The following is a 24,926-nucleotide window of genomic DNA, read 5'->3' on the forward strand; positions in this document are numbered from 1 at the left end:
TAAGATGTATCAAACGCCGCTACCACGGGCGGTAGCGCTAGACTGTGCGTTTGTCGGTGATAGAAAGAATACGCTCGTGAAAGCTCACTCCACTCTGAACCGCCGCACCCTGTTCGCAGGCGGTGCTGCGCTGGGAACCGTTGGCATGCTTGCGGCTTGTTCCGGTAAAAACGGTGGTTCCGGCTCTACTCAGGCTGCAGCAACGGCAGGCGCGAATATCGCAGACCTCGTGAAAATTAATAAGCAGGATGTTTCTGCCCTCAAATCCGGCGGAAAGCTGCGTCTGGCGGTCACCAGTTTGGGACCAAATTTCAATCCTTTGCATACTCAGGGCGCCGTTGGCGATAATGCTCGTGCTATTTCTTCGTATAATTCTTTGCTCACGAGTGGTCTGTGGCAGCAAGATTACGAAGGTAAAACTTCGCCTAACCCCGACTTCTGTACCGAGTTCACCTCCGCAATGGAGAACGGCAAACAGGTTTTGCATATCACGTTGAATGAAAAGGCAAAATTCAACGATGGTACCCCGCTCGATATTGAAGCTCTGAGAGCGACTCATAAAGTTCTTTCAGACAACAAGACTTATCAGATTCAGAGCACGGGTCTGTACCCGAATATTGAGTCTATTGAAGAAGACGGCAGCGCAACCCGCGTGAAGGTCACGATGTCGAAGCCTTCATACCCGATTGCCAGCCTCTTCAGCTATGTGGTGCATCCGAAAATGACGGATACCGATTTCTTTGCCAATGGTCTAGTGGATAAGCCTAATTCTGATTATGCGGCAGGGCCGTTTAAGGTTGCCGAAGGCGGCTGGAACTCAACCGAGAAAACGCTGACCGTCACACGAAATGACAAATGGTGGGGCGAAAAACCGGTTCTCGAATCCATCACGTTCCGCCTGCTCGATACCCCCGCGCAGCGTTCTGCCTTTGCCAATGGCGAGCTTGATGCCGTAAACGCTAACGTTGTGAGCGTATACAAGGAACTCGAAAATGTTAAGAATGCCGAGTTCCGCCAGGGCCAGCGCCTCTTTGCAGGCGGTGTGGTGATGAACCCCGTCAAAGTCGATACTCCGCTTCGCCGCGCCATTATGGTGGGCTTGGATCGTAAGGCGCTTTCCGATACTCGCTTTAAGGGTTTGCCGTTCAACGAGGCCCTGCCCGGATCGAGGATCCATATGCCGTTCTCAGATTACTATGCCGATAGTATGCCGCAGGCAGCCGATCGGAAGGCTGCGGCTGCTAAGATTCTGGAAGAGGCCGGATACGCTAAAAACGGCGATTTCTATGAAAAGGATGGCAAACGCGCGAAAGTAGTGGTGAACAACTTTAGCGAGGATAACACCATAAAATCTCTGGCGCGTTTCCTCTCTCAGCAGCTTCGTGATCTGGGCATTGAGAGTGATGTTGATCAGCAGCCTGTTAGTAACTTGGGCAAGGTGATGTCTGCCAAGGAGCACGAACTGAGCTTCATTGGGTACAGCGTAAACAGCGACGATGGCACTGAGGGCACCAAGCAGTTCTACTCCCGCGAAGACAACGATGGGGCTGGGTCCGAAGAGATTGACGCCATGATTGAGGGGCTCTTCTCCATTGAGGATGCTAAAGAACGTAACCTCAAGTGCAACGAGATCGAGAAGAAGCATATGGAGGAATTTGCTACGAGCAGCGTCTTCTACAACGGTCCACAAATCGTATGCTGCCAGAAGAACCTGGCGAACTACGGTGCGTTTCTCTTTGATGATCCGCAGTACAACCCTTCGGCGTGGTCGCGTATTGGGTTCACAAACTAGTCGGTTGAGCTATAGCCCTTAGAAATTAGGGGAACGTTTCACAAATATACATAAGGCGCATCCTGCATTCCCTCGCGGGGGAGTGGGGATGCGCCTTGTCTGTGCCCTCATAGCCACACATGATATTCGGTAAATATTCTAGATTATTGTAAGTTATGCTCATTATTTCCTGAAAAAATAAGAAAATATACACTCAAACCCTGTGTAAATATGCATAAAAATATGTAATTTACAACACATTATTGCTGTTTTTCTTAACTTTCACATGAAGTTCGGTGTATGGTTTTGGATATGGATAATTTATGCATGACACTGCATAAGTTATCTCAAAGTCTCTGAAACACCAACCCCATCGCAGGGCGCATACACGTAAGGAAACACATCATGAGCATCAGCAAAACCCCAGCAGCGTTCATTCCTCATGCACTGACTCGCCGGTCTCTGCTGGGCGTAGCTGCGGCAGCTGGAACCGTCGGTGTGCTTTCCGCATGTGGCGGCGGCGCGAAGGACGGAAAAACTGCCGCTCCCAGGCAGGGTGCAAACCTTAAAGACCTCTACGACATCAATGCTCACGAGGTTTCTGAGCTGAAACAGGGCGGAACCCTGCGGCTGCCGGTCGGGTCGATGGGGCCAGATTTCAACCCCCGGACTACGTCGGGCAATATGACCGATACTCAGACCATTATGAGCACCATTCATGATGCAGGCTTGTGGATCCTAGACTTTGACGGTACTAAGACCCTCAGGAAAGAATATGCCCAGTCTTTCACCCCCGGCAAAGAGGGGGAGAAGGTTATCGTCAAGATCGTGTTGAATCCCCAGGCCAAGTTCAACGACGGAACGCCTATTGATGTGAAAGCCCTGCAGACCACCTGGAAAACTCAACAGAAGGCTGATGGGGAATACAACATTGTATCCTCGGATATTTATGGATATGTTGAAAGCGTGGAAGCCGAAGAAGATAACTTCCACGTAAAGGTGACATTCTCGAAGCCCTTCTACCCCTTGAATGCCCTGTTCACCTTTATTCTGCATCCGGCGCTGGAAGATCCTAAGGTCTATAATGAGGGCTTTGTGGATAATCTGCATCCCGAGTGGGGCTGTGGACCCTTCACGATCAAAGACGGCGGCTTTAACTCCTCCGAGAAGACCATTACGGTGGTGCCGAACGATAAATGGTGGGGCGATAAGCCCGTGCTGGAGAAGATTATTTTCCGACAGATGGATGAACCAGCGAAGAAAGCGGCCTTCAAGAATGATGAAATCGATGCTGCGGCTGCAGGAACCGCCTCTGCCTACTCCGAGTTTAAGGCGGTGGCAGGCACGGAACTCCACAAGGGAGTGCGCCTGCATGTTTCCGGTATCGATGTGAACCCCCGGCGGGTCAAGGATGCCGCCGTGCGGAAGGCTATTTTCTATGGGCTTGATCGGGAGGCCCTCGCCAAGATTCGGTACCAGGGCTTGCCCTATGAAGAAGAGATACCCGGATCGATGCTCCACATGCCTTTCTCGGAGTATTATCAGGACGCATTCCCCAAGGTAGAGGGCAGCCCCAAAGACGCCATCAAGAAGGTGCTTGAGGATGCCGGATACACCAAAGACGGCGATTTCTACGCGAAAGATGGGCAGCAGATTCACTACAAGATCGTGATCTTTGGTGACGATCCTGTTGATAAGGGTATGGCTCAGACCTTTACGCGGAATATGAAAGAAGCCGGGCTCAATATTGAGGTCGATCAGCATCCCGAAGGCGATTTCGGTAGGGTCTTGGGCAACTGGGAGTACGACATCACGTTCGCGGGATACGAGGCGAATAACCCCGATGCTACGGTCGCCACTCAACAGTTCTTCCACTCGTCCAATAGCGACGGCATCGGCAGCCCTGAGATCGACGCCATGATCGAGGAAATGCTTCTGATTGAGGACGATAAGGAGCGGAACCTCAAATGCGACGAGATCGAGAAGAAGCATACCGCCGAACTTGCCTTCTTAGGATGCGCTGCTAACGGTCCTCACTACGTCTTCACGAAGAAGGGTCTCGCTAACTATGGTGCGTTCCTGTTCAAGACCATCGACTGGACTAAGGTTGGTTGGGTGAAGTAGTTTTGCTCGCTCTCTGACGGATGGGGTGGGTGTTATGCACATTCGCACTCACTCTAACCCGGCGAGCAGATAATATTTTGTCGAGCAGATAACAACCCGCTATCTGCTCGACAAAATATTATCTGCTCGCGCCTTATCGCATTTGCGGATAAAAATTAGTTTTATTCTAAAAAAGCGAATATGTGACGGGAGAATCTACAGGTTTACACGGTAGAAATTCCGTAGATTGGTAAGGCGTGAAAACTATTTGCGGTGGGGTAGGGGGTTCTGTACTATAAAAGCAACATTGTTGTATGTGCCTTGAATCATAGGTGATGTGTCACATCGTATAGACTCAAGGCAGTAAAGGAGAATCCTCATGAACGTTCAGAGAACCTTCAACCGCCGCACCCTGCTGACGGGCACTGTCGCCCTGGGAAGTGTTGGCTTACTGGCTGCGTGTGGCGGTTCAAAAGATGACAAGCTAAGCGGCAAAGCAGCTTCTAGCGCGGAAGAAGTTGTCAAGAATCTGCAGATTAACAAGCAGGACTACTCTTCACTGAAGAAGGGTGGCGAACTGAAACTTTCCGTGAGTGCTTTGGGCCCGGACTTCAACACCATGACTCAGAGTGGCTATACCACAGAGAACCTAGCAGCTTTTGGTGGCCCTTGTAACACACCAGCCGTTGTTGGTTTTTATAATACGGACCCTGCAGGCGAACGCTCTATCAACAAAGATTTCTGTTTGGAACACAAGATGGAGACTAAAGATGGGGTTCAGACCGTAGAATTCAAGATTAACCCTAAGGCTGTCTTTAATGACGGTACTCCTATTGACGTTGAAGCAGTCAAAGCATACTGGGAGATCTATAAGGGTGGCGGAGACTCAGGCTACAACATCATCCCCAACCCTTCATGGGAGCAGATGGAAAGTATTGAAGCTGTCGATGGTGACAAGTTCCATGTGAAGATTACTCTCTCAACTCCATACTATCTATCGGATGACCTGGGTACGTTTGCTACACATCCTGCTCTTGTCGATAAGAAGCTGTTCAACGATGGTTTTGTCGATAAGCCTATGGATCAATACTGGGCTGGTCCTTTTAAGGTAAGTAACTGGAACTCTTCTGAGAAGGTTATTACTTTGGCTCCAAATGATAAATGGTGGGGCGAGAAGAAGCCATTGCTGGAGAAGATTATCTGGCGTCAGATGGGTATCGATTCTCTTCGGGCTGCGTTTAAGAACGGTGAACTGGATGCCGCAGGATTTACCGATGCTGCAACCTATAGCGCTGTTAAGGGGCAGAACGGTACTGAAATTCGTTCAGGTCAGAATACTGGTGTGCAGAACTTGCAGTTTAATGCTACTCGCGTTACAGATCTGGCGGTTCGCCGTGCTGCTTTTGCGGCGGTTGATCGTTCTCAACTAGCAGATGTTACCTTTAAGCAGGTTGGCTGGGAAGAACCAATGCCCGGGTCTATGCTCGCTATGCCTTTCCAGAAGGGATATGAGGATAACGTTCCGAAGGATTCGGGTGCAGATGCCGCCAAGAAGATTCTGGAAGAAGCAGGGTACACCAAGAGCGGTGACTTTTACCAGAAGGACGGTAAGACTGCAGGATTCTCGATTACTACTTTCGGTAGTGATACCGTCACCCAAGCAAAATTCCAGCGAATAGAGCAACAGCTTAAACAAGCTGGTATTAAAGTAACCAACGATAATCAGCCAGAGTCGAATTTTAACTCTGTCGTGGGTACGAAGAGTTACGATTGTACGCTTTCCGGTTGGGCTGTAGGCGCGAATATGGCAGATAGCCCCCAGTACTTCTACACCAAGGATATTAACAACGGCGTGGGTGACGACGAAATTGATAACTTGGTTGCTAAGATTTCGGCAACTGAATCTAAAGATGAGCAGATTAAGCTTGCCAACCAGGTAGAGAAGCTCCACATGGAAAAGGTTGCTATTTACTTGCCCTTCGCTAATGGTCCGAGCTACTCGGCTGTGAAGAGTAAGCTGGCAAACTACGGTCCTCGCTTGTTCCAGACAAGTTATACAGATGCTAATCTATGGGTCAATGTAGGCTGGCAGGAGTAGTCAATCTTGCAGCACTGTTGAGCCGAAGTGCCCCTGACCGATATGCGGTTGGGGGCACTTGCTTTTGCTGGGTTGTTTTCTGAAAGATACTAGTAGTCGCCGAGATGAAGCCCTTGAGGGTCTGTGCTGGTCCTATGTAATTCCAACCAGTGAAGGCGGTATATACCTCCGCCGCCGACAGCCACCGGCAAGATTAGCGTGGCGAAGATTAAAAGATGAAGGGTGTTGCGAAAGCTCATGAAACCGCGTGAAATAAGCTCAAAAGGCAGGATAACCGGGATATAATTAAGCAGGGATGTTTCACTGTTGTGCATCCGGTATGTTTTACCCATCCACGGCGAACTAGCTCACCCGGCACAGATTCTCCCCGGAACCTCAGGAGCTTCGATGAAGAACGTATCTGTCACCCGCAGAACCCTGCTCACTGGTACTCTCGCGCTCTCAGGAATCAGCGTGCTAACCGCCTGCCAGGCTGGAACGAATGCTTCAGAACTGCCCGGCTCGGGCTGGGGAACAGATTCTCAAGAGGCAACAGCAACCAATCCGCGCGATAGAGCCGAGTTGAGCAAGGGTGGCAGCCTCAACCTGTCATATCCCGCTATCGGACCAAACTTCAACATCACCTCCGAATCCGGGTACGGAATCTCAATGCTCACCATTCACGCGGCCGTGAACTCGGCAGCCGCCCCCGGAGGATGGATAAGCGACTACGCCGGAAACCTTACCACCAACCCCGACTACGTTACCGAGTTCAAAGCCGAAACCGCGAACGGTACACAAACCATCAGCATCAAGATCAACCCAAAAGCCACGTTCAACGATGGAACACCTATCGACATTGAGGCACTACGCACCACCTGGGAAATCCTGCGCGGCAAAGACGACGGCGGCAACGACTACCGAATACACGACGGGGGAGCCTGGAAACAGATAGCCTCCATCGAAGAATCAGGCGACAAACACACCATCAGCATTACCATGAAAACCCCGTGGTACCCAGCCGATGGAAGCCTCTGCATCTTCCTGCACCCGGCGCTGAAAGACCCGGAGCTCTTCAACAACGGCTTTGATAAACCCCTTGATAAATACTGGGCAGGACCCTACAAAGTTCAAGAGTGGAATACCGCCGAAAGATACCTGAGAGTCGAGCGAAATCCAGCATGGTGGGGTACACAGCCCCTTCTCGATACCATCACCTGGTACGAGATAGAAGACAGCGCCGAGGAACGCGCATCCTTCAAAACCGGAGAACTTGATGTTGTTAACGTGAGCACCGTGAGCGCCTACAACGACATCACGAGTGTTGCAGACATCGAAATTCGCCGCGGAATGGCGCTCTACGCGGGCGTTTTACAGCTCAACCCCCGCAAAGTTCCACTGCCCATACGCCAGGCCGTGGTTGCCGGAATCGACCGCAAACAGATTCAGCATATACGTTTCGGACAGCTTGGCTGGAAAGAAACCCTGCCCGGCTCGCTCTGCTTCCTACCGCTCCAAAACGGGTACCGCAACAACTATCCCAGCAGATCAAGCATCGAAAACGCCGTCAAAATCCTTGAGAAAGCCGGATACACCCGCGCAGGTATCTACACTAAAGGCGAAGAAAAAGCAGCCCTGACCATCACCAACTTCACGACCGAGCCAACGGTGGCTTCCATGAGCAACTTCATGATGGAACAACTCAAGCGCATGGGGATCGACGCCAAGGTTGAAAACCGCCCAGCCAACGAATACAGCACTGCGCTCGCCGCTGGCGACTACGATGCGGTTTTCACCGGGTACAGCATCACCCCAACCCCCGTGGAGGCGGTTAACTACCTGTACGCTTCCGCCACGGAAGGCTGGAGCACCGAAGAAATCCGCAGCATGGCGGCGCAGATGCTGGGAACCGAGGATACACACCAGCAGCTGGAACGCGCCAACGCCATTGAACAGAAGCATCAGCAGGATGTTGCCACCTATATTCCGCTGTACAACGGGCCCAACTATCTTGCGGTGCGCAAAAAACTCGCCAACTATGGCCCCGCGCTCTTCGCAGCACCCTACTACGACCCCAATGTGTGGATTAACGTGGGGTGGGAGAAAAAATCGTAGTATAAACCGGAGGCTTAAGAGGCTCCGCCGCCATGACTAAACAACGGAATATCACAAAAGCCCCACGTGCAGCTGAACTGCACGTGGGGCTTTTGCCGCATCGGAAAACCTACTTAGTAGTCACCTTCAAAACGGTGGATGCATTATTTGCATTACCCACAACGCCCTCAACCGAGGCGAACTTGCGGGTATTGGTCACAATCACCGGAGTGATGAGCGGGTAACCAGCCTTCTTAATGACCGCAGGATCGAACTCGATCAGCGTATCGCCTGCGGCAACCTGATCGCCCTTCTTCACCTTGACGGTAAAGCCTTCACCATCGAGGTTCACAGTATCCAAACCGACGTGCACCAAAAGTTCCACGCCGTTATCCAACTTGAGGCCCACCGCGTGGCCGGAGGGGTAAGTAGCTGCGACTTTACCCGCTGCGGGTGCAACCACGGTGGTGCCGGTCGGCTCAACCGCAACACCCTCGCCGAGCTTACCGGCAGCGAAAATCGGGTCTGGAACCTCGGAAAGTGCCACGGCCTTACCCTCTAGAGGAGAAGCCACCTCAAGAACCGTACCTGCCTCTAGTGCGGGCGCTGCAGCGGTTGCAGCTGCGGATGCTGACCCGGCCTGATCGGCGGAATCTTTCTTCGCCGATGCGCTTGCCGCCGCATCCCGTGCGGAATCTGCAGGAGTATCGGCAGTCTTTGCTGCGTTCCTGGACTCATACCCGAAGAGCAGAACACCCGTCATCGCGCCACCGAACGCAATTGACAAGCCCAGAGCATACAGAGCGGAAGGCTGCATTGCGGGAATCGACAGGAGCGAGGTGAAGGCGAAAGCGTGCGACTTGACCCCCAGCAGTGAGATGGTGGCACCACCGGCCACAGCCGGTACAAGGATGAGGGGAATAACTCGCTTGTAGCGCAGAACCACACCGTAGAGGGAGGGCTCCGAAATACCACCGAGCAGGCCGGACATAGAAGCACCCACCGCAGTCTGGCGAAGCTCCTTATTCCGTGAAGCCCTAATAGCAACACCGGTGACCGCGCCGAAGACGGCGAAGTTGTAAGCACCCATGGGGGACTGGATGAAGTCAGTACCCAGGGTCTGCAGGTTGTTAATCATCACGGCGTTCAGCGGCCAGTGCAGGCCCAACGGAACCATGAACAGGTACAGACCTGCGATTAGCGCACCCACAGCTCCCGGAGCTACATCGTTAACATTCTTCAGGAAGTCGGAGATACCCATAGCCACGCCAATACCGATGGGGCCCACCACGAAAGCGGTTACGGGCACCAGAATAATAACGGACAGCATGGGGACGAAGACCATCTGCAGCATATTCGGAATGATCTTCTTCAACAGACGCTCCAGAGGCGCCAAAAGGGCAACCGCCAGCAGGGGCGGGAACACCTGACCGGTGTAATCGTAGGCGTACAGCGGCAGGTGCAGACCCATAATGGATACGTCAAGCATCTTAGTAGCCGGGTCAGCAAGTTTGGTGAGGCTCTGGAAGGTGCTGGTCATCAGCGCCGCCGGAATAGCAGCACCAACCCACATATTCGCGCCCAAACGCTTTGCGGCGGTTGCGCCAAGCATAATGGGCATGAAGTTCAGCACCGACAGAGCGGCAGCCTTGAGGATGTACCAGAAAGCGAACTGCTTCATCCATTCGGCTTCGAGTGCCTTACCGGCGGCTTCATCGGAAAGTCGCGGACCGTTCACAATATCGATGTTCACGCTCTGGCCGGTCAGGTCGGTGTATTGACCGAAGAAACCGAACTGCTGCAAGAACACGATCAGGGTCAGAATCATGGAGGTGCCCAACAGCGCCCACAGCAGGGGACGGAAGGAATCGGAGAGCACATCGAAGATATTGGTGAGCCAGCCAGCCTTCTTGCCCTCGGAAGCCTTCTTGGAACCAGCATTATCTTCGCCAAGGTTCGCCATGCCGGGCAGGGTCTGCATCTCGTTGTAGACCCCCTCAACACGATCGCCGAGCACGACCTGAGTCTGACCGGACTGCTCAATGACCGAGAGCACCCCGGGGATGCTCTTAATCTGTTCCGTATTGACCTTGCTCCTGTCGGCGGGAGTTACGCGCAAACGGGTTGCGCAGTGCGTAAAGTGGGCGATATTCTCGGAACCGCCAAGTCCCGTCAGAATCTTCTCGCCAAGTTCGTGGTTTTTCACGTTGTTATCCTTGCACGGTGAATAGTGTGTTAGGGATGTTACCGGCGGCATCCTCAGAGCAAAACGCCCCGAGGGAAACAAAAAAGACCCGAGCTGCATGCCGCCGTACCGTGATGCATTAAAGCATCGTGGGTATAACGATGAACCCTAGGGAATCTATGCCCTCAAGGGATTCAGCAACTCAGGTCTTGCCTGCCTTACCAGTAACAACCCTGTGTTCTATGGTTGTGTGATTCTAAGAATCACAATATCTGCATGTAACTTTAGGCTTAAACCTGCGCGAGCGCAAGATGAGGTTTTGAAAGTTCAGAAAGTGTAAATTGTGCCGTTCAGGTATGCGGCGGTTTTTACGTTACGGCGGGTCAGAGCATCCGAAAGAGTTTAAACGCCGAACCGGTGCCATTCTGATATTACGGCACCGGTTCTTAGACGACTGCTGAGGGGAAGATGCGATCTTGAGCTATTTCGTCGTGGAAGGGAAGAAGCTCAGTGAAGCCACCTCAAGCTCGGGGTAGCTGCGTTTCTGCCAGCGGCGACTACGATGCGCGTTCACCTCAATCAGCACGGCACCCAGTACTCCGGCGCCGATAGAGAGCATAAGAAGTTCCGTCGACGGCATCTCAAACTGGTGATACTTGACGAGAAGCGGTACCAGAAGGGCTGCGAAGAAGATACTCAGAAGCGCTCCGAAGAGAAGCATTCGTGCGGTATTGAGTGGGCGTGCTACCGCTGCCAGATTCCACAGCCCCATAATCACCAGGGTGATAAACGATGCCGTTTGAACCTGTCGTATATCCCCTTCCGGACGGAAGATAAACAGCGCCGCCAGGTTTACCAGAACCAGCATCGCCACCACGATAATAGAATTCGGAATCGTGTAATTTAGCACGCGGCGCAAGAATCCGGGCACGTACCGGCGCGAGTTCGGCAGCAGCGCCAGCGCGAAGGAGGATGCGCCCACAATCAGGAAATCTGCGGTCGAGTATTGGCGGGGCAGGAACGGGAAGATCAGCCCCATCAGACCGAAGACCACACCCAGCAGGATCGCAAAGCCGGTCTTTGTTAGGAACAGGTTTGCCACCATTTCGATGTTCGCAATCACCTGGCGGCCCTGTTCCAAGGCAGCGGGAAGCGAAGAGAACTTGCCGTCCAGAAGCACCAGGCGCGAGACGGCTTTTGTTGCGGGTGCAGCGTTGCCCATCGCAATGCCGAGATTGGCGTGTTTGAGGGCGAGCGCATCGTTAATACCGTCGCCGGTCATTGCCACGACGTGTCCTTGCTCTTTGAGCGAGATCACCATGTTCTTCTTCTGCTCGGGCGAAACGCGACCGAAAATATTGTGGGTTGCGGCGGCCTCGGCGAGTTCGGGGCCGTCTTCCGGCAGGGTAGAGGCATCAATCGCGCCCGCAGAAATATCCATGCCGGCGGTCTTCGCAGCTGCCTGCACGGTGTACGGGTTATCGCCTGAGAACACCTTGAGGGTTACGCCCTGGCGATTGAAATAGTCCACGATTTCGGGGGCATCGGAACGCACATTTTCGCGGAAAATCACGAAGAGCACGGGAGTATGGTCGGTGGGGATGTGCTGCACCGGGTCTCCGTCATCGTTGCGTACCACGGCGGATGCATGCGCGAGTACCATCGTGCGCAGACCCAATGATGCGAGTTCACGGGCCCGCTCACGTTCCTCGGTGCCCTGGTTCAGCAGAGCCTCGGGAGCGCCGAGAAGCCAGGCTCCCGAAGACTTAAACTCGATAGCACTAAAGCGTAACGCCGATGAGAACGGCACAATGCCGCTTACCTGCTCGGTGGGCGCCTGTTCGAACCCGCCGGTGAGTGCTGCTGCGGTCGGATTCGCGTTTTCATCATGACCGAACCACGCCAACGCCTGGTCCCAGCCCTGCGGCAGGGATGCGCGCCACGCCTGATTTTCATCGGGTGCTTTTGCCTCGGCCGGAGTAGTCAGCGGACGTACCGAATCGAAAATCACGCCGCCCTCGGTCAGGGTGCCCGTCTTGTCGAAGCACACCGTATCCACGCGGGCGAGCACCTCAACGGCGGGCTGTTCCTGCACCAAAATATTGTGTTTACGTCCCAGAGCCACAGCCGCCGCCGCGAACGCCAAGGTTGTCATGAGCGCCAAACCCTGCGGAATCATAGATGCTACTGACGAAACTACCGCAATAGCAACGTTCTCCCAGAGACCATCACGATTGACAACCTCAAGGCCGCCCGCCGCGCGTACCTGACCCCACAGCACGATCGGGATAATGATGGCAAGGCCGAAGGTAATCCACCGCACCACGCGGTCGAGCGCATCGCGAAGCTCAGACTGGATGCGCGAGAACTGACGGGCCTCATCGGAAATTTTGCTTGCACGGGACTCGGAGCCCACCGCCGAGAGCAGTACGCGCCCGGTGCCGCCGAGCACGCTCGATGCCGAAAGCACCATATCGCCCGGACGTTTCGGAATCGGGTCATTCTCGCCGGTCAGCAGGGATTCATCCAGCTCTAGCGAGTCGGAGGTAAGGACCGCCGCATCCGCAGGAACCTGGTCGCCGCGTTTGAGCACTACCACATCGCCCTCAACCAGGGACTCCATAGGGACCTCGATCATAGCGCCATCGCGCACCGCCGTGATCGGGGATCGGTCAAGCAGAGAGATACGGTCGAGCTCAAGTTTAGCCTTGTACTCCTGCACAAAACCGATAATCACATTCGCCACCACGGCGAACAGAAAGAGCAGATCAGCCCAACGCTGGTACAGAATCACAACCAGACCGCACAGCCCAAGCACCAGGTTAAATACCGTAAATAGGTGTGCCCGCATAATGCTCCACAAGGTGCGGGAAGACTTATTATTCTGAGCATTGACCTTACCGGCGGCGGTGAGCTTAGCAACCTCATCGCTGCTGAGCCCGTGAACAGCAAGCTCTTGAGAACCGCTGTGTGCCTGAGCAGAATATTCGGGAACATAACCGGAGGCTTCAGACAGCATTGTCTTGTGCTGGTCAGAACTCATGGATGGGGTACTCTCCTTCGTGGGGTAGGGGAAGAGTAATACATACGGTTTGGACTGCACCCGGGCGAGTTCAGACTTCTTATCACGAGAAATAACCCTGCGCCGGGCATTACTTTATTCTAACAAGTAACCATGGCACAGGGCTTATATGCCGAACTGGGAATATACTGAGAATCCGTCGGATACCGGCATGAAATATTCGGGGTAGCAGCCCAGAAAAAGGACGACTCAAAGCACAGTGCCGCTCTATCGCCGCGGCAGAACCAGAGGTCGCTTCGTCACCGGATGCTCCAAAACCTCAATCGGATGCTGATACACACGGCTCAGCCGCTCCTCGGTACACACCTGAGCGGGGGTACCGTTGGCAGCCACACGACCCCTATCCAGCAGCACGATCCTATCCGAATACGCCGCCGCCACATCTAAATCATGCAGAACCGCTAACACCGCCGTGCCCTCAGCGGCAAGCTCCCGGCTCATCTGCAGAGTTTGTTCCTGATGTTTAATATCCAGCGCCGCCGTAGGCTCATCCAAGAGCACTAGGGGAGTCTGCTGCGCAAAAATACGAGCCAAATGCACACGCCCGCTTTCGCCACCCGAAAGGGTTGTCACATCGCGATTTGCCATCATCTCTGTATGCGTGCGTGCCATCATCTGCTCGATCACGGCGTCGTCCTCATGCGCACGCTCGGTACCGCGCCACGGGGTGCGCCCCATCGCCACTACCTCGTGCACAAGGTACGAAAACGCCACCTGAGTTTTCTGCAGCAGCAGGGCACGCAGACGCGCAAGCTCAAGATACGAATACTCACCCACCCGCTTATCCTTGAGCAGTACCGAACCGGAATCGGGCTTAGTATCGCCCGCAATAACCCCCAAAATCGTGGACTTACCGGCGCCATTGGGACCGATGAGCGACACAACCTCGCCCGCCTGAACCTCAAAAGAGACATCCTCTAAGATGCGCCGCCCACCCACCGACAGCGACACCCCATCAACAATAAGCATTAAAGACCTCCCGTCCCCATCGAACGGCGCAACAGGAAGAAGAACGTAGGGCCACCCACGAGCGCCGTAAAAATACCGATCGGCAGGTCAGAGACCGGAATGAGCGTGCGCGCCCCCAAATCGGAAAGCGCAATTAACAGCGCCCCGCCCAGTGCCGAAGCAGGCAGCAGCAAACGGTTAGACGGCCCTAAAATAAGCCGAAGCAGATGCGGAATAATCAGCCCCACAAAGGCGATAATGCCCGCATGAGCCACCGCCGCCCCCGTCAAAAGCGCCGTAGCAGCAATCGCAACACCGCGCAGACGCTCAACATTCACCCCGGAATGCTGTGCCGCGCGCTCGCCCAGCGCCAACAGATCAAGTTTGCGTGAAATCATCAAGCACATGATCAGCCCCGCCACGATCACGAACCACACGCTGGCAAGAGCCTTCCACGTAGACCCGTTGAGCGATCCCATCTGCCAGAAGACGATGCGGTCGCGGCTGACATTATCGGCCAGGTACAGGCAGAACGCGATTGCGGCGTTTGCCACCGCAGTTACCGCAATACCCGTCAAAATCATGGAGAGAACTTTCGCCCGACCTGAGGAACGCGAGAGAAAATAAACCAGTGCTGTTGCCGCGAGGGCACCGCCGAAGGCGAAAGCTGGAACCGTGTAAATATCGAAGAATTCGAGATTGAAAACGACCGCTACACATGCTCCCACTGCGGCGCCCGAAGACACACCGATAACCCCGGGCTCGGCCAGCGGGTTACCGAAAACCGCCTGCATGACCGCGCCCGAGCATCCCAGGGCAGCGCCCACGAGCAGCCCTAAAAGCACACGCGGAAAACGAATATTCCACAGGGTGCTGTCTTCAAGATAGGCGGTCGGATCCTTGGGAATCATACCCAGGCGGCGCCCCAGCGAAGCCACCACATGATCGGTCGGAATATTGTACTGACCCAACCCCGCAGACACCACGGTTATGACGATCAGGGCAATACTCAGAAAGCCAAAAGTTGCGAGAATACGGATGCGGCGTTTGCTGCGATAATCCGCGCTGCCGGGAGTCGCCGCATCAGTGCGGTTGGACGAATTCACAGGTAGAGCCTCTTAACGCTGGGGCGCGTAGATAGCGCGGGCTAGGGAAAGCAGAACGGCGGGGGTGTTCGGACCGTAGGATAGAATCTGCCCGTCGTTCATATCAACCACGCGCCTGCTCTTTCCCGCGTTCGTTTCGGCAACGCCCGGGCGTGCCAAGAATCCATCCAAGCCGCCGGTGGATTCCACGCCGTGAGTCATAGTCAAAATGACATCCGGGTTCACCTTGACCAGCGCCTCGCTATTCGCGGGAACAATGTTGCGCGCGCCCTGCTCGGAAGCCACATCTCTGCCCTCAAGCGCGGCAATCAGATCATCCGCGCCGGAACCCTTGCCGAGAATGAAGAACACCCCGGCATTACCACGCACGTACAGGAATGCCATCGACAGTTTCTTATCGCCTTCAGGGGCAACTTCTTTGATGGTATTCAGGGCATAATCAAGGTCTTTCTGCACGCGCTCGGCAACCTTATCGCCCGCCTCCTGCACGCCTAAAGCCTGTGCCACAGCCTTGAGCTGGGGAATAATCTTATCCATGCGCCTCTCATGGTCGAACACCACCACAGTCACGCCCGCATCGCGCAGTTGTTCAACAACTTCTTCGGGACCATTGCTCTTATCCCAGAGCACAAGATCGGGGTTCGTCGCGAGAATCGCATCCGCGTTCAGGTCGTGGCCGTTCTGAGTGACGAGCGGCAGCTTCGCTAGCGAAGACTCGGTTGAAGACGTTACACGACCGACCAGACGATCACCCAAACCCAGCGAGATGACCTCTTGCGCGAGAGTGCCGTACAGATCAAGAGCCAGGATGCGGTTCGCCGACTTAACAGTCACCTCATCGCCCTTGAAATCCTTGAAGGTCACGGGAAGCTGCGGGGTGGGAGTCTCAACCATCGGCTGAACTTCGGGGGTGTTCTTCGCGCTGCTGGGACCCGTCAGCGATTTCGGATCGGAAGAAACATTGCTCTTGAGATCCTGCGCAAGGTTCTCAAGCTCAGACTTGGTGGTCTGTTCATCAACCACGGAATGCGAGGATGCGCTCGTGCTGCCCGGATTTTGGGTGCCGATGCCGCATCCGGAGATAAAAAATATGGATGCCGCTAATAGCGCGGCGGTAACCTTCTGCGATGCGCTCGCTCTGCCTTGCCGGTGTCTGGGGCGTGTTGTTGCGCCGGGGTGTGAGAGACGAAAAGCCATATGAAGAGTTCCTATCGGCTAAAACTGTGAGTGTATGTATTCGTGATGAGAGCGTGTGCTTAGGGTGAGGGTGCGGGTAGTCGATACTACCCGCACCCTGGCGCATCCGGTGAGCTATGAGGTGCGGATGCTGCACCGAGGAATAAACCCGAGCCTAAGAATCGCCGCATATGCCGGTATTTATAGGCTGATCTTAGGTTTATTCGGAGCGCTCAGACATCCTGGAGGACTTGCGACGGCGCGTGTACAGTACGGCACCAATACCGGCGACCAGAGAGGCCAGACCACTAGCAACCCCAGCCTCTACACCGCTGGCACCGGTATGCGCCAGACGACCATGAGAGCCGCGTGCGTTGAGAGATTCGCATCCCTGACCCTGATATACGGTTTCGGTCACAGTTTGGGTGGTCTGGGTTTTGGCGGTGTTGCCCGCGGGTTGTGTACCCGAAAGCGACGCTGAGAAGCTCAGCGGAGCCATATCCTTACCCGCCTCGTAGAAACCTGCAAACGCTTTAGCACCCTCAGCGGTAATGGTAGTGCCCGCACCGCTGATGGAAATTTTATCGCCAGAGACCTGCAAACCGCTCACATCAACGTTGAGCAGAGCAACTTCACCGTAATTCTGTGATTTGCCGTCCATATCGTTGCCGACCACCGTTGCGTAGAGAACCGCGGTCTTGCCGTTGATCTCCAGACGCGGGTTTGAGATGGTGGTGTCCAGAATTCCGTGGTGTCCGGTGAAATGCACCGAACCGGTGAAGGAAATCGAGCCCTTACCATCCTTGAAGGAACCCGTACCCTTCGCCCACTGGAAGGCATTATTGGAATAGGTGGTACCGTTCAGATCCCAGCTGCCGTTAGCGATGCCGCCGCGAATGTAGTTGCGGAAGGAATCGCGTACGCCCCATCCGAGGTCTGCGCTGGCGACCTTACCGTCTGCGGATGCGGCCGGTGCATTCTTTGCAGCCTTAACGGGAACCTGCTTGGTCACGGTCACCGGGGTGCAGACGGGCTGGGCGGGGTTCTTCGAGACGCTGCTGAAGGAGCCACTCTTACCGCCATTCGGGTGTGCAGCCGGGGTGGAGCCGTTATGGGAATGGGAGGCATTGTCGCCGCCATTGTTCACGGAACCGCCAAAGTTCGTGCCACCAATACCCGCGTTTGCGTTATTGCCCAGGTTCGCCGAACCGCTGCCGGTGTTAGAACCCTTAACCGTGGTGTCGGTAACCTTGTTTTCCACCAGCTGAGAACCGAGTTTTGCGCTGAAGGAGAGCGGAGCCATAATGCGCTTGTCGGCGTCATTGTACTGCCCGGCGAAGATCGCCTCGGACCCCTCGACGGTAACGGTAACGGCTGCGTTCTTAGCCGAGAGCACGTTATTTTCTAAGGTTGCACCGCTCAAATCGACCTCGGCGAGTACAAGATCTTTGAAGGTGCGGTTTTCGCCCTGCATGTTGAGCGCTTCGGCGTCGACAACCAGGTATCCCTTGCCCTCTTTGATGACTAGGCGAGTGTTCTCGAAGCTGCTGTTGAGCTGGCCGTGATGCCCGCTAATATGCACCTTGCCCGCGAAGTTGATCTGACCGGTCTTCGTTGCCTCATCGTACGAGCCGGATGCGCTGGTAAAGTCCAGCCCGCCCGCCGCATTCTTCGACAGACCCTCGACGGTGATGTTACCGCGCGCAATGGTGTTGAGGTAGTGCAGGAAGGAATCACGAATATTCCAGGTCAGGTTGCCGGATTCAATAATGTGCCCTTGACCTTTCGGCACGTCGGTTCTCGGCGCTGCATCGGTAGCCGGAGGCTGAGCCGGTGCGGGCTTAGCGGCTTCCGTGCTTTGTGAGGGCTGCGGTGCCGGTTGAGAGCTGGGTGCTTCGCTGGGCTTTGAAGGGTTTGAGGCAGGTGCCTCAGAAGTCTGAGAGGGCTGTGGTGCCGGAGCTTCGGAACTCTGTGAGGGCTGCGGTGCCGGTGTTTCAGCAGGTTTACTCTGCTCTGGCGCAGGCTGAGATGGCTCAGGAGTAGGATCGGCAGGCTTACTCGGTTCTGGTGCAGGCTGCTCGGGTTGAGTAGGCTCAGGTGCAGGCTGAGTCGGTTCCGGGGTCGGATCAGTAGGTTTCTCCGGTGCCGATGCCTGCTTGGTAACGAGCTTCGCGGAGAATGCCAGCGCATCCAGCTCTTGCCCCGCCTGATAGAACCCGGCAAACACCGAAGTTGCTTCTGCGCTGAGTTTCACCTTGGTGGCATCAGATGCTGCCAAGGTCAGCTGCCCACCTTCGTTTTTCAGGGAGGAAGCATCGAAAGTACCAATCAGCGTGTGACCGTGCTGTACGGGCGGGTTCGGGGTGGTGTTGCCGTTATAGGGGCGTTCGCTGATATTTGCGTATAGGCTGCCTTGCCCGTCTTTGATGACAAGTTCTAAGTCGCTGATAGTTACTTCGAGCACGCCGTGGTGCCCGGTGTACTTCACGCTGGAACCGGTGAATTTAACGTGGTATGAACCGTCTGCCTCGACGGTACCTTCAGCGGCGGTGAAGTGATAAGAACCATCCGCGTTGGAGGTAGCACCGGTTAGTTCCTGCGAACCACCGGCTACAGGACCGGTAATGTATCTGCGGAATGAGGATTTGACGCCCCAATCTACGGATGCATCCTGCAGGCTTTGTGATGCGGCAGCTGGCGCCTGCTCAGAGACGATCTGCGCGGTCGGTGCGGGTTGGTTCGCTAGGGCGGGGGTGGCGGCGATGCCACTGAGGCCAACGGCGGCAGACGCTAGAAACGCCCATGAGCGCTTCGCGTTATGCGACATAGACATGTGTGTCCTCTATTCGTGGTTTTAGTAATGAGCAGTCTTAGTCTAGACCTATTAGCTAAGACTTGTGTAGCTTAATTGTAGTACTTTGCTTCATGATGAGGTTACCCTTAATAAAATTTTTTGGCATCGGTGTTGCAAAACCAAAAATTTAGTGACACTATGTCATTTATTGATTTGGTGACACAGTGTCATCAAAAATATTCATGACTCTCAACTCAATCAGGAGGCGTTCCATGACCGCCATTATTACCCCCGAAACCACCTCTCCCGATGCTGCCGACCAGCGGTTTTCGGCGCGGCTAAAAGCGAGTACCAAGCGCGTGCATGACAATGCCGAGCACTCTACCTTTATGGAAGATTTGATGGGCGGGAAACTCGATACTTCCGCGTATTTACGCCTCATCAACCAGTACACCTATATCTATGAAGCACTGGAGGAAATCTCTCGGAATCTGCGTGAATCCGGTAACTCGCTGACCGATCCTTTCACTCTGGAAGGGCTGGATCGTGCCGCCGCGATTCACCACGATATTCGTGCTCTAGGGCAGACCGAGATTGACGCCCCGCTGCCAGCAACTATCGAATACGTGGCGCGTATCAAGGCGACCGCGCAGGCTCCCGAGCGGTTCTTGGCGCATCATTATTTGCGCTATCTGGGGGACCTCTCGGGTGGGCAGGCGGTGGCGGCTCTGGTGGCGCGCCATTACGGTATTGCGCGGGATGCGCTGACCATGTACTCGTTCCCGCAGCTTCCCAAGCCGAAGGTCTTCAAGGATGGATACCGGGAGCTTCTTGATCGTGCTCCTTTGAGCGAAGAGCAGCGTGAAGCCCTGATTGACGAGGCTATGGAAGGGTTTCGTATTAATGCCGCGCTCTTTGCCCAATTAGGTGAGCAGGATGGCTGTCTGTAAGCGTCTCGATAGATGTTCAAAGTTCGCGTTTGAGGTATATCGGGACCATTTGTGACAGATTGTTACACTTGTATAGACAGTACCTCAGAGTGTTTATTATCACTGAAAAATATACGTAAATAACCGTTATATGACACTTATAGGGCAGATTTAGACACGCGCTTAGGCAATTCATCCTGTGACACGGACATATAAGGATGCGGTGGTTCCCCAGAGAGGGGAACCACCGCATCCTTTATAAAAAGTTAGCGCTCCCGAGGGATGAGATCGATGCCGAGGGTGTCGAGTACGGCGGTTACTTTGTCAAAGGCGATAGACTCGCGCCCTTTTTCGAGATCGCGGATCGTGCGCTCCGAGACTCCGGCAAGAAGCCCCAAATACTCCTGCGTAATCCGAAGTTCGCGGCGATGCTCGCGAACGATCTGGGCGAGCGAGCCCTTTAAGTCCCGTGGCACGAGCGCATCCTTTCCATGAGTCTGAAACCCTATAAATCGGCAAAATAATTCCGAATTCATGCCATTATGGCATGAAAATTGGTGAAAACACTATATTTCGGCAATATTTTGCCGATATATGTAGTTTTAGGGGGTTAGAGGGAGGAAAACCACGCTTTTCGGCAGAATATTTCCGATTCTTAGGCTTCCTGATGGCCATCATGCGGATGCGGCGGTTCCTCAGAGAGAAAGCCACCGCATCCTTTGTTACCACCGTATGCGCGTTGTAACTCAACTGCACATGACACTACCTGCTGCTACGCGGCCTGAGGCTCGGGTTTAGGACCCGCCGTGACCGCGCGATCGCGATTCTGCGCTATGCGCACGGCCGGTGTGAGCGCAGAACCTGCCCAAAGAGCCATGACCGCATAGAGACACAGGATAGGCACGGTCGAAAACAACAAGGCATACTGCGCAAGATGGTTGAGGCTGTTGAATCCGCCACCGATGGCGGCACCCAGCCACATAGGCGAAATATATAGACCGATAAACGCCACCCACGTCAAAACACGTGCGGTACCGGATAACCAGGCGGGCAGATGCGTGAAAAACAGGGGGAAAGCATCAAGAACAAGCGTCATGATAATCAGCGGGAACATGACGTTATGATGCGACCAGCTGATGGGGGAGATGCTCACCATCAAAAACCCGCCGACCGCCACCTGAGATAGCACAAGATTACGGCGAATAAGCTGGCGCAGAAGCACCGCACAGAGACCGATCGTAGCAAGAACAAGGGCGTAATATACGGGCCTCAGGGTAGGCTCACGCAGACCCAGGTGCATCAGCCAGCCTTGAATCGAAATATTATCGGCGAAGTTAATACCCCCAACGCGGCCGGAATCCGAAACGGCGCTCGTCCAGAACGTAACTGCCTGCTGCGGAAGGAAGATAAACCCAAGAAGAATGGTCGTGCCGAAAGAAGCGCCTAGGGTAAGGATGCCGCGCCAGTCTTTGCGCATGAGCAGAATAAGGCCGAAAGCAAGCGGGGTGAGCTTAATACCGCCCGCGATGCCGATAAGTGCACCCCGCGGAATGCGGGTTGCCGGTCGTATAAAATCGGCAAGCACCAGCGTAAGGATGATGGGGTTAATTTGTATCAGCGAGAGCCCGCGCCGCCATGGCCCGGTCATAATAATGATGAACGTGAGAGCAGCGATGATGCCGTATGTGCCGAGTCTTTCCTGGAAAGGGATGCTGTAGCCGCGGTCGGTGGCATAGTTATAGATAAGGGTTGCCAGCCACCATGCAACACCGATGCCGATCGCATACATGATGGCGATGCCCACCCACGCGGGCAGAAAAGCGAACGGTAAGAACACGAGCGCGGCAAAAGGCGGGTAGGTGAAGGGCAACCTAAAGTCGCCGTACTCCAGAAGATTTCGGGCGTAGAGATCTTTGTGCATGCCGTCGTTATCGAAGATGGTCATGGCACCGAAACGGTAGACATTGAAGTCTAGTCCGCCCGTGAATTCGATATAGATAAGCCAACCGATAACAAAGAGAGCGAATGCCGCGAGCGTTATTCTGCCCGCTTTAGGTATGTCTGGCGCAAAGACCTGCACGGATGGTGCTGCGGTCATGGTGATCTTTCTGTTGTGTCTGTGCATTTTCGGATGCGGTTCGGCGGGGCGAATGTGTTATCGGTGTGAACGGTTTATGTAACCTATCCTCCAGTCTAGCGTGTGAAAGCGCAGGTGGGGAGTGCCTTGAGGCAGAAAAAGGCTCTTGATGCGAAGAAAGCGTTGGAAACTCCGCTTTATTCACATCAAGAGCTTTTGTATAGGGGAGGCTATGCCGATAGAGGGATCTAGCCCTGCGCCACCTCACCAAAGTGAGCTGCCATGGTGCCTTCGTGAGCGGCACGCAGGTCATCAAGGTTGATGGAGACTTCGTTTTGGAAGTCCAGCGCGTTCGAGAGCGCATCCACCACGCCGATGCGCGCGAACGGGAATTGCCGGGCGGTGCACATATCCTTGAAACGCACCTCCTCAGAGCGCGGGACGGAAACCACCACGCGACCTAAGGATTCCGAGAACAGCAGGGTGAACAGGTCGAGCCCGTCGCGTTCGGCAACTTCGCCCAGCCCGATGCGCGCCCCGGTGTTGAAACGCAGGCAGGCTTCCGCGAGTGCTGCGGCAAGACCACCGGCGGCAACGTCGTGTGCCGCATCGATCATGCCGTCACGCGACATATTTACGAGCATATCGCCAAGCTGACGTTCAACCGCCAGATCAACCTTCGGGGGCAGACCACCCAAGTGTCCCTTGAAACGCGCCCATTCTGAACCGTCCAGCTCGTCATGCGTAGTACCCAGCAGGTAGATGGCCTGACCATCGTGTTCCGGGGCCCAACCCGAAGGGGTGCGCCGGGTAACGTCGTCCATTACACCCATCATCGCGACCACAGGGGTCGGGTTAATGGCTTTACCTCCGGTCTGGTTGTACAGCGAGACGTTACCACCGGTGACCGGAACACCTAGCTCCATGCAGCCGTCGGCAAGACCGCGCACGGCTTCCGCAAACTGCCACATGACGTCCGGATCTTCGGGGGAACCGAAGTTCAAGCAGTCCGAAACCGCGACCGGGCGGGCACCCACAGTTGCCACATTACGGTAGGCCTCCGCCAGGGATGCGCGCGCACCCTCATACGGGTCAAGGTAGGTAAAACGTGGTGATGCGTCAGTTGCCAGCGCGACCCCCAGGTTGGTGTTCTCATCCACACGTACCACACCTGAATCATCCGGCATAGAGAGGGCTGTGTTGCCCTGCACGTAGCGGTCGTATTGATTGGTGATCCAGGACTTGGAGCACATATTCGGAGATGCCATGAACGCCTTGATAGCCTCGCCCAGCTGTTCGCCGCGCGGGCGTGCATCGTCGGCAGTGGAGCCGGTGAAATGGTCTGCCTGGAGTGCATCCTGACCAGCCGGGCGCGCATAGGGACGCTCATAGGTGGGGCCGTCGTGCGCCACGGTACGCGGGTCTACATCAACGATCACCTGGCCGTCCCATTCAATGGTTAGGCGACCGGTATCGGTCACCTCGCCTAAGAAGGAGTACTCCACGCCCCACTTCTTCATAATCGCCTCAAAACGCTCAACGTTCTCAGGCGAAACGACCGCCATCATGCGTTCCTGCGATTCCGACATCAGAATTTCGCCGGGGGTTAAGGTGGGGTCTCGCAAGAGTACTTTGGTAAGGTCTACATGCATGCCGCCCTCGCCGTTGGAGGCGAGCTCACTGGTTGCACAGGAAATACCGGCAGCGCCGAGATCCTGAATCCCCTCAACCACGGAACCCTTGAAGAGTTCCAGGCAGCATTCGATCAGAACCTTCTCGGCGAAGGGATCACCTACCTGCACTGCGGGTCGCTTGGAGGGCTTGGTATCGTCAAAGGATTCTGAAGCCAGTACAGATGCGCCGCCAATACCGTCGCCGCCGGTGCGTGCCCCGAAGAGCACTACCTGATTGCCCACGCCGGATGCGTTTGCCAGGCGAATATCTTCGTGGCGCATAATACCGACTGCCAGGGCATTGACAAGGGGGTTTGCCTGGTAGCAGGCGTCAAATTCGGTCTCGCCGCCAATATTGGGCAGCCCCAGAGAGTTGCCGTAGCCGCCGATGCCCGCAACCACACCGCCGACCACGCGGGCGGTATCCGGGTGGTCGATAGCGCCGAAACGCAGCGGATCCATAACCGCGATCGGGCGTGCACCCATCGAAATAATATCGCGCACAATACCGCCCACGCCGGTTGCCGCACCCTGATAAGGCTCAACATAGGAGGGGTGGTTATGTGACTCGATCTTGAAGGTTACCGCCCACCCGTCGCCGATATCGGTTACGCCAGCGTTCTCGCCGATGCCGACCATCAGGTCTTTTTTCATCTCATCGGTAACCTTGGCGCCGAATTGCTTCAGGTGCACTTTCGAGGATTTGTAGGAGCAATGCTCGGACCACATGACCGAGTACATGGCCAGCTCGGCCGCGGTCGGGCGGCGACCCAGAATCTTCTTGATGTCTTCGAACTCGTTTTCCTTTAACCCCAGCTCTGCCCAGGGGAGTTCGGTATCGGGGGTTTCCGCCGCGTGCTCGACGGTATCGAGGTTAAACTGCTTCTCGCTCATCGCTTGTGTCTATCCTT

The 24,926-nt window shown here is 55.0% G+C and carries 15 protein-coding genes; 5 read left to right on the top strand and 10 right to left on the bottom strand.

Annotated features, from left to right (window positions below):
* The first annotated feature begins 76 nt into the window (after window positions 1-76).
* The 3 genes from HMPREF3016_RS01100 (at window position 77) to HMPREF3016_RS01110 (ending at window position 5,972) form a co-directional block, all read left to right on the top strand.
* On the top strand, window positions 77-1,792 hold the full coding sequence (locus tag HMPREF3016_RS01100; RefSeq protein ID WP_070739496.1) for an ABC transporter family substrate-binding protein: 1,716 nt from the start codon (window positions 77-79) through the stop codon (window positions 1,790-1,792).
* Window positions 1,793-2,176: 384 nt separating this feature from the next.
* Window positions 2,177-3,895, top strand: a complete 1,719-nt coding sequence (locus HMPREF3016_RS01105) for an ABC transporter family substrate-binding protein (RefSeq protein WP_070739499.1) — start codon at window positions 2,177-2,179, stop codon at window positions 3,893-3,895.
* A 358-nt stretch (window positions 3,896-4,253) separates the two neighbouring features.
* Window positions 4,254-5,972, top strand: a complete 1,719-nt coding sequence (locus HMPREF3016_RS01110; RefSeq protein ID WP_070739502.1) for an ABC transporter family substrate-binding protein — start codon at window positions 4,254-4,256, stop codon at window positions 5,970-5,972.
* A gap of 89 nt (window positions 5,973-6,061) precedes the next feature.
* Here the strand turns inward: HMPREF3016_RS01110 and HMPREF3016_RS11095 are convergent, their stop codons facing one another.
* A complete protein-coding gene (locus HMPREF3016_RS11095) occupies window positions 6,062-6,304 on the bottom strand; it encodes a hypothetical protein (protein ID WP_210399774.1) in 243 nt (80 codons plus the stop codon).
* Window positions 6,305-6,359: 55 nt separating this feature from the next.
* Here HMPREF3016_RS11095 and HMPREF3016_RS01115 point away from each other — a divergent pair, with 55 nt between their 5' ends.
* Complete coding sequence (locus HMPREF3016_RS01115; RefSeq protein ID WP_070739505.1) at window positions 6,360-8,066, top strand: ABC transporter family substrate-binding protein; 1,707 nt, start codon at window positions 6,360-6,362, stop codon at window positions 8,064-8,066.
* Between the two features lie 109 nt (window positions 8,067-8,175).
* Here the strand turns inward: HMPREF3016_RS01115 and HMPREF3016_RS01120 are convergent, their stop codons facing one another.
* The 6 genes from HMPREF3016_RS01120 to HMPREF3016_RS11435 all read right to left on the bottom strand — a co-directional run bounded on the left by HMPREF3016_RS01120 (window position 8,176) and on the right by HMPREF3016_RS11435 (window position 19,375).
* Window positions 8,176-10,251, bottom strand: coding sequence for a glucose PTS transporter subunit IIA (locus HMPREF3016_RS01120; RefSeq protein WP_070739508.1), 2,076 nt, complete (start codon window positions 10,249-10,251; stop codon window positions 8,176-8,178).
* Window positions 10,252-10,711: 460 nt separating this feature from the next.
* Window positions 10,712-13,273 carry an HAD-IC family P-type ATPase gene (locus HMPREF3016_RS01125; protein WP_210399775.1) on the bottom strand — a complete coding sequence of 854 codons (2,562 nt, stop codon included), beginning with the start codon at window positions 13,271-13,273 and terminating at the stop codon, window positions 10,712-10,714.
* Window positions 13,274-13,519: 246 nt separating this feature from the next.
* Window positions 13,520-14,281, bottom strand: coding sequence for a heme ABC transporter ATP-binding protein (locus HMPREF3016_RS01130; protein WP_070739511.1), 762 nt, complete (start codon window positions 14,279-14,281; stop codon window positions 13,520-13,522).
* Window positions 14,281-15,366, bottom strand: a complete 1,086-nt coding sequence (locus HMPREF3016_RS01135; protein ID WP_070739514.1) for a FecCD family ABC transporter permease — start codon at window positions 15,364-15,366, stop codon at window positions 14,281-14,283. The genes HMPREF3016_RS01130 and HMPREF3016_RS01135 overlap by 1 nt, the downstream gene beginning before the upstream one ends.
* 12 nt (window positions 15,367-15,378) lie before the next feature.
* Window positions 15,379-16,563 carry a heme/hemin ABC transporter substrate-binding protein gene (locus HMPREF3016_RS01140; RefSeq protein WP_083315853.1) on the bottom strand — a complete coding sequence of 395 codons (1,185 nt, stop codon included), beginning with the start codon at window positions 16,561-16,563 and terminating at the stop codon, window positions 15,379-15,381.
* A 199-nt stretch (window positions 16,564-16,762) separates the two neighbouring features.
* Window positions 16,763-19,375, bottom strand: coding sequence for an HtaA domain-containing protein (locus HMPREF3016_RS11435; RefSeq protein ID WP_070739518.1), 2,613 nt, complete (start codon window positions 19,373-19,375; stop codon window positions 16,763-16,765).
* A gap of 203 nt (window positions 19,376-19,578) precedes the next feature.
* Between HMPREF3016_RS11435 and HMPREF3016_RS01150 the strand changes: the two genes are divergently transcribed.
* A complete protein-coding gene (locus HMPREF3016_RS01150; protein WP_246828405.1) occupies window positions 19,579-20,286 on the top strand; it encodes a biliverdin-producing heme oxygenase in 708 nt (235 codons plus the stop codon).
* Between the two features lie 245 nt (window positions 20,287-20,531).
* Here the strand turns inward: HMPREF3016_RS01150 and HMPREF3016_RS10645 are convergent, their stop codons facing one another.
* From HMPREF3016_RS10645 to purL, 3 genes are all read right to left on the bottom strand, one after another.
* Window positions 20,532-20,741 carry a helix-turn-helix domain-containing protein gene (locus tag HMPREF3016_RS10645; protein WP_037232106.1) on the bottom strand — a complete coding sequence of 70 codons (210 nt, stop codon included), beginning with the start codon at window positions 20,739-20,741 and terminating at the stop codon, window positions 20,532-20,534.
* 296 nt (window positions 20,742-21,037) lie between these two features.
* Entirely contained in the window at window positions 21,038-22,363 is a 1,326-nt protein-coding gene (locus HMPREF3016_RS01160; protein ID WP_246828406.1) for a glycosyltransferase 87 family protein, read from the bottom strand.
* A 227-nt stretch (window positions 22,364-22,590) separates the two neighbouring features.
* A complete protein-coding gene (gene purL / locus HMPREF3016_RS01165) occupies window positions 22,591-24,909 on the bottom strand; it encodes a phosphoribosylformylglycinamidine synthase subunit PurL (RefSeq protein WP_070627057.1) in 2,319 nt (772 codons plus the stop codon).
* Window positions 24,910-24,926: the final 17 nt, after the last annotated feature.

Origin of the sequence: Rothia sp. HMSC065D02, assembly GCF_001815285.1 — a bacterium.
Lineage (GTDB): Bacteria > Actinomycetota > Actinomycetes > Actinomycetales > Micrococcaceae > Rothia > Rothia dentocariosa.

What these genes read in the sequence shown, in the direction of transcription:
- HMPREF3016_RS01105 (WP_070739499.1), top strand. Translation starts at nt 2,177, where the DNA reads ATGAGCATCAGCAAAACCCCAGCAGCGTTCATTCCTCATGCACTGACT.
- HMPREF3016_RS01110 (WP_070739502.1), top strand. Translation starts at nt 4,254, where the DNA reads ATGAACGTTCAGAGAACCTTCAACCGCCGCACCCTGCTGACGGGCACT.
- HMPREF3016_RS11095 (WP_210399774.1), bottom strand. Translation starts at nt 6,304, where the DNA reads ATGGGTAAAACATACCGGATGCACAACAGTGAAACATCCCTGCTTAAT.
- HMPREF3016_RS01115 (WP_070739505.1), top strand. Translation starts at nt 6,360, where the DNA reads ATGAAGAACGTATCTGTCACCCGCAGAACCCTGCTCACTGGTACTCTC.
- HMPREF3016_RS01125 (WP_210399775.1), bottom strand. Translation starts at nt 13,273, where the DNA reads ATGAGTTCTGACCAGCACAAGACAATGCTGTCTGAAGCCTCCGGTTAT.
- HMPREF3016_RS01130 (WP_070739511.1), bottom strand. Translation starts at nt 14,281, where the DNA reads ATGCTTATTGTTGATGGGGTGTCGCTGTCGGTGGGTGGGCGGCGCATC.
- HMPREF3016_RS01140 (WP_083315853.1), bottom strand. Translation starts at nt 16,563, where the DNA reads ATGGCTTTTCGTCTCTCACACCCCGGCGCAACAACACGCCCCAGACAC.
- HMPREF3016_RS11435 (WP_070739518.1), bottom strand. Translation starts at nt 19,375, where the DNA reads ATGTCTATGTCGCATAACGCGAAGCGCTCATGGGCGTTTCTAGCGTCT.
- HMPREF3016_RS01150 (WP_246828405.1), top strand. Translation starts at nt 19,579, where the DNA reads ATGACTCTCAACTCAATCAGGAGGCGTTCCATGACCGCCATTATTACC.
- HMPREF3016_RS01160 (WP_246828406.1), bottom strand. Translation starts at nt 22,363, where the DNA reads ATGACCGCAGCACCATCCGTGCAGGTCTTTGCGCCAGACATACCTAAA.
- purL (WP_070627057.1), bottom strand. Translation starts at nt 24,909, where the DNA reads ATGAGCGAGAAGCAGTTTAACCTCGATACCGTCGAGCACGCGGCGGAA.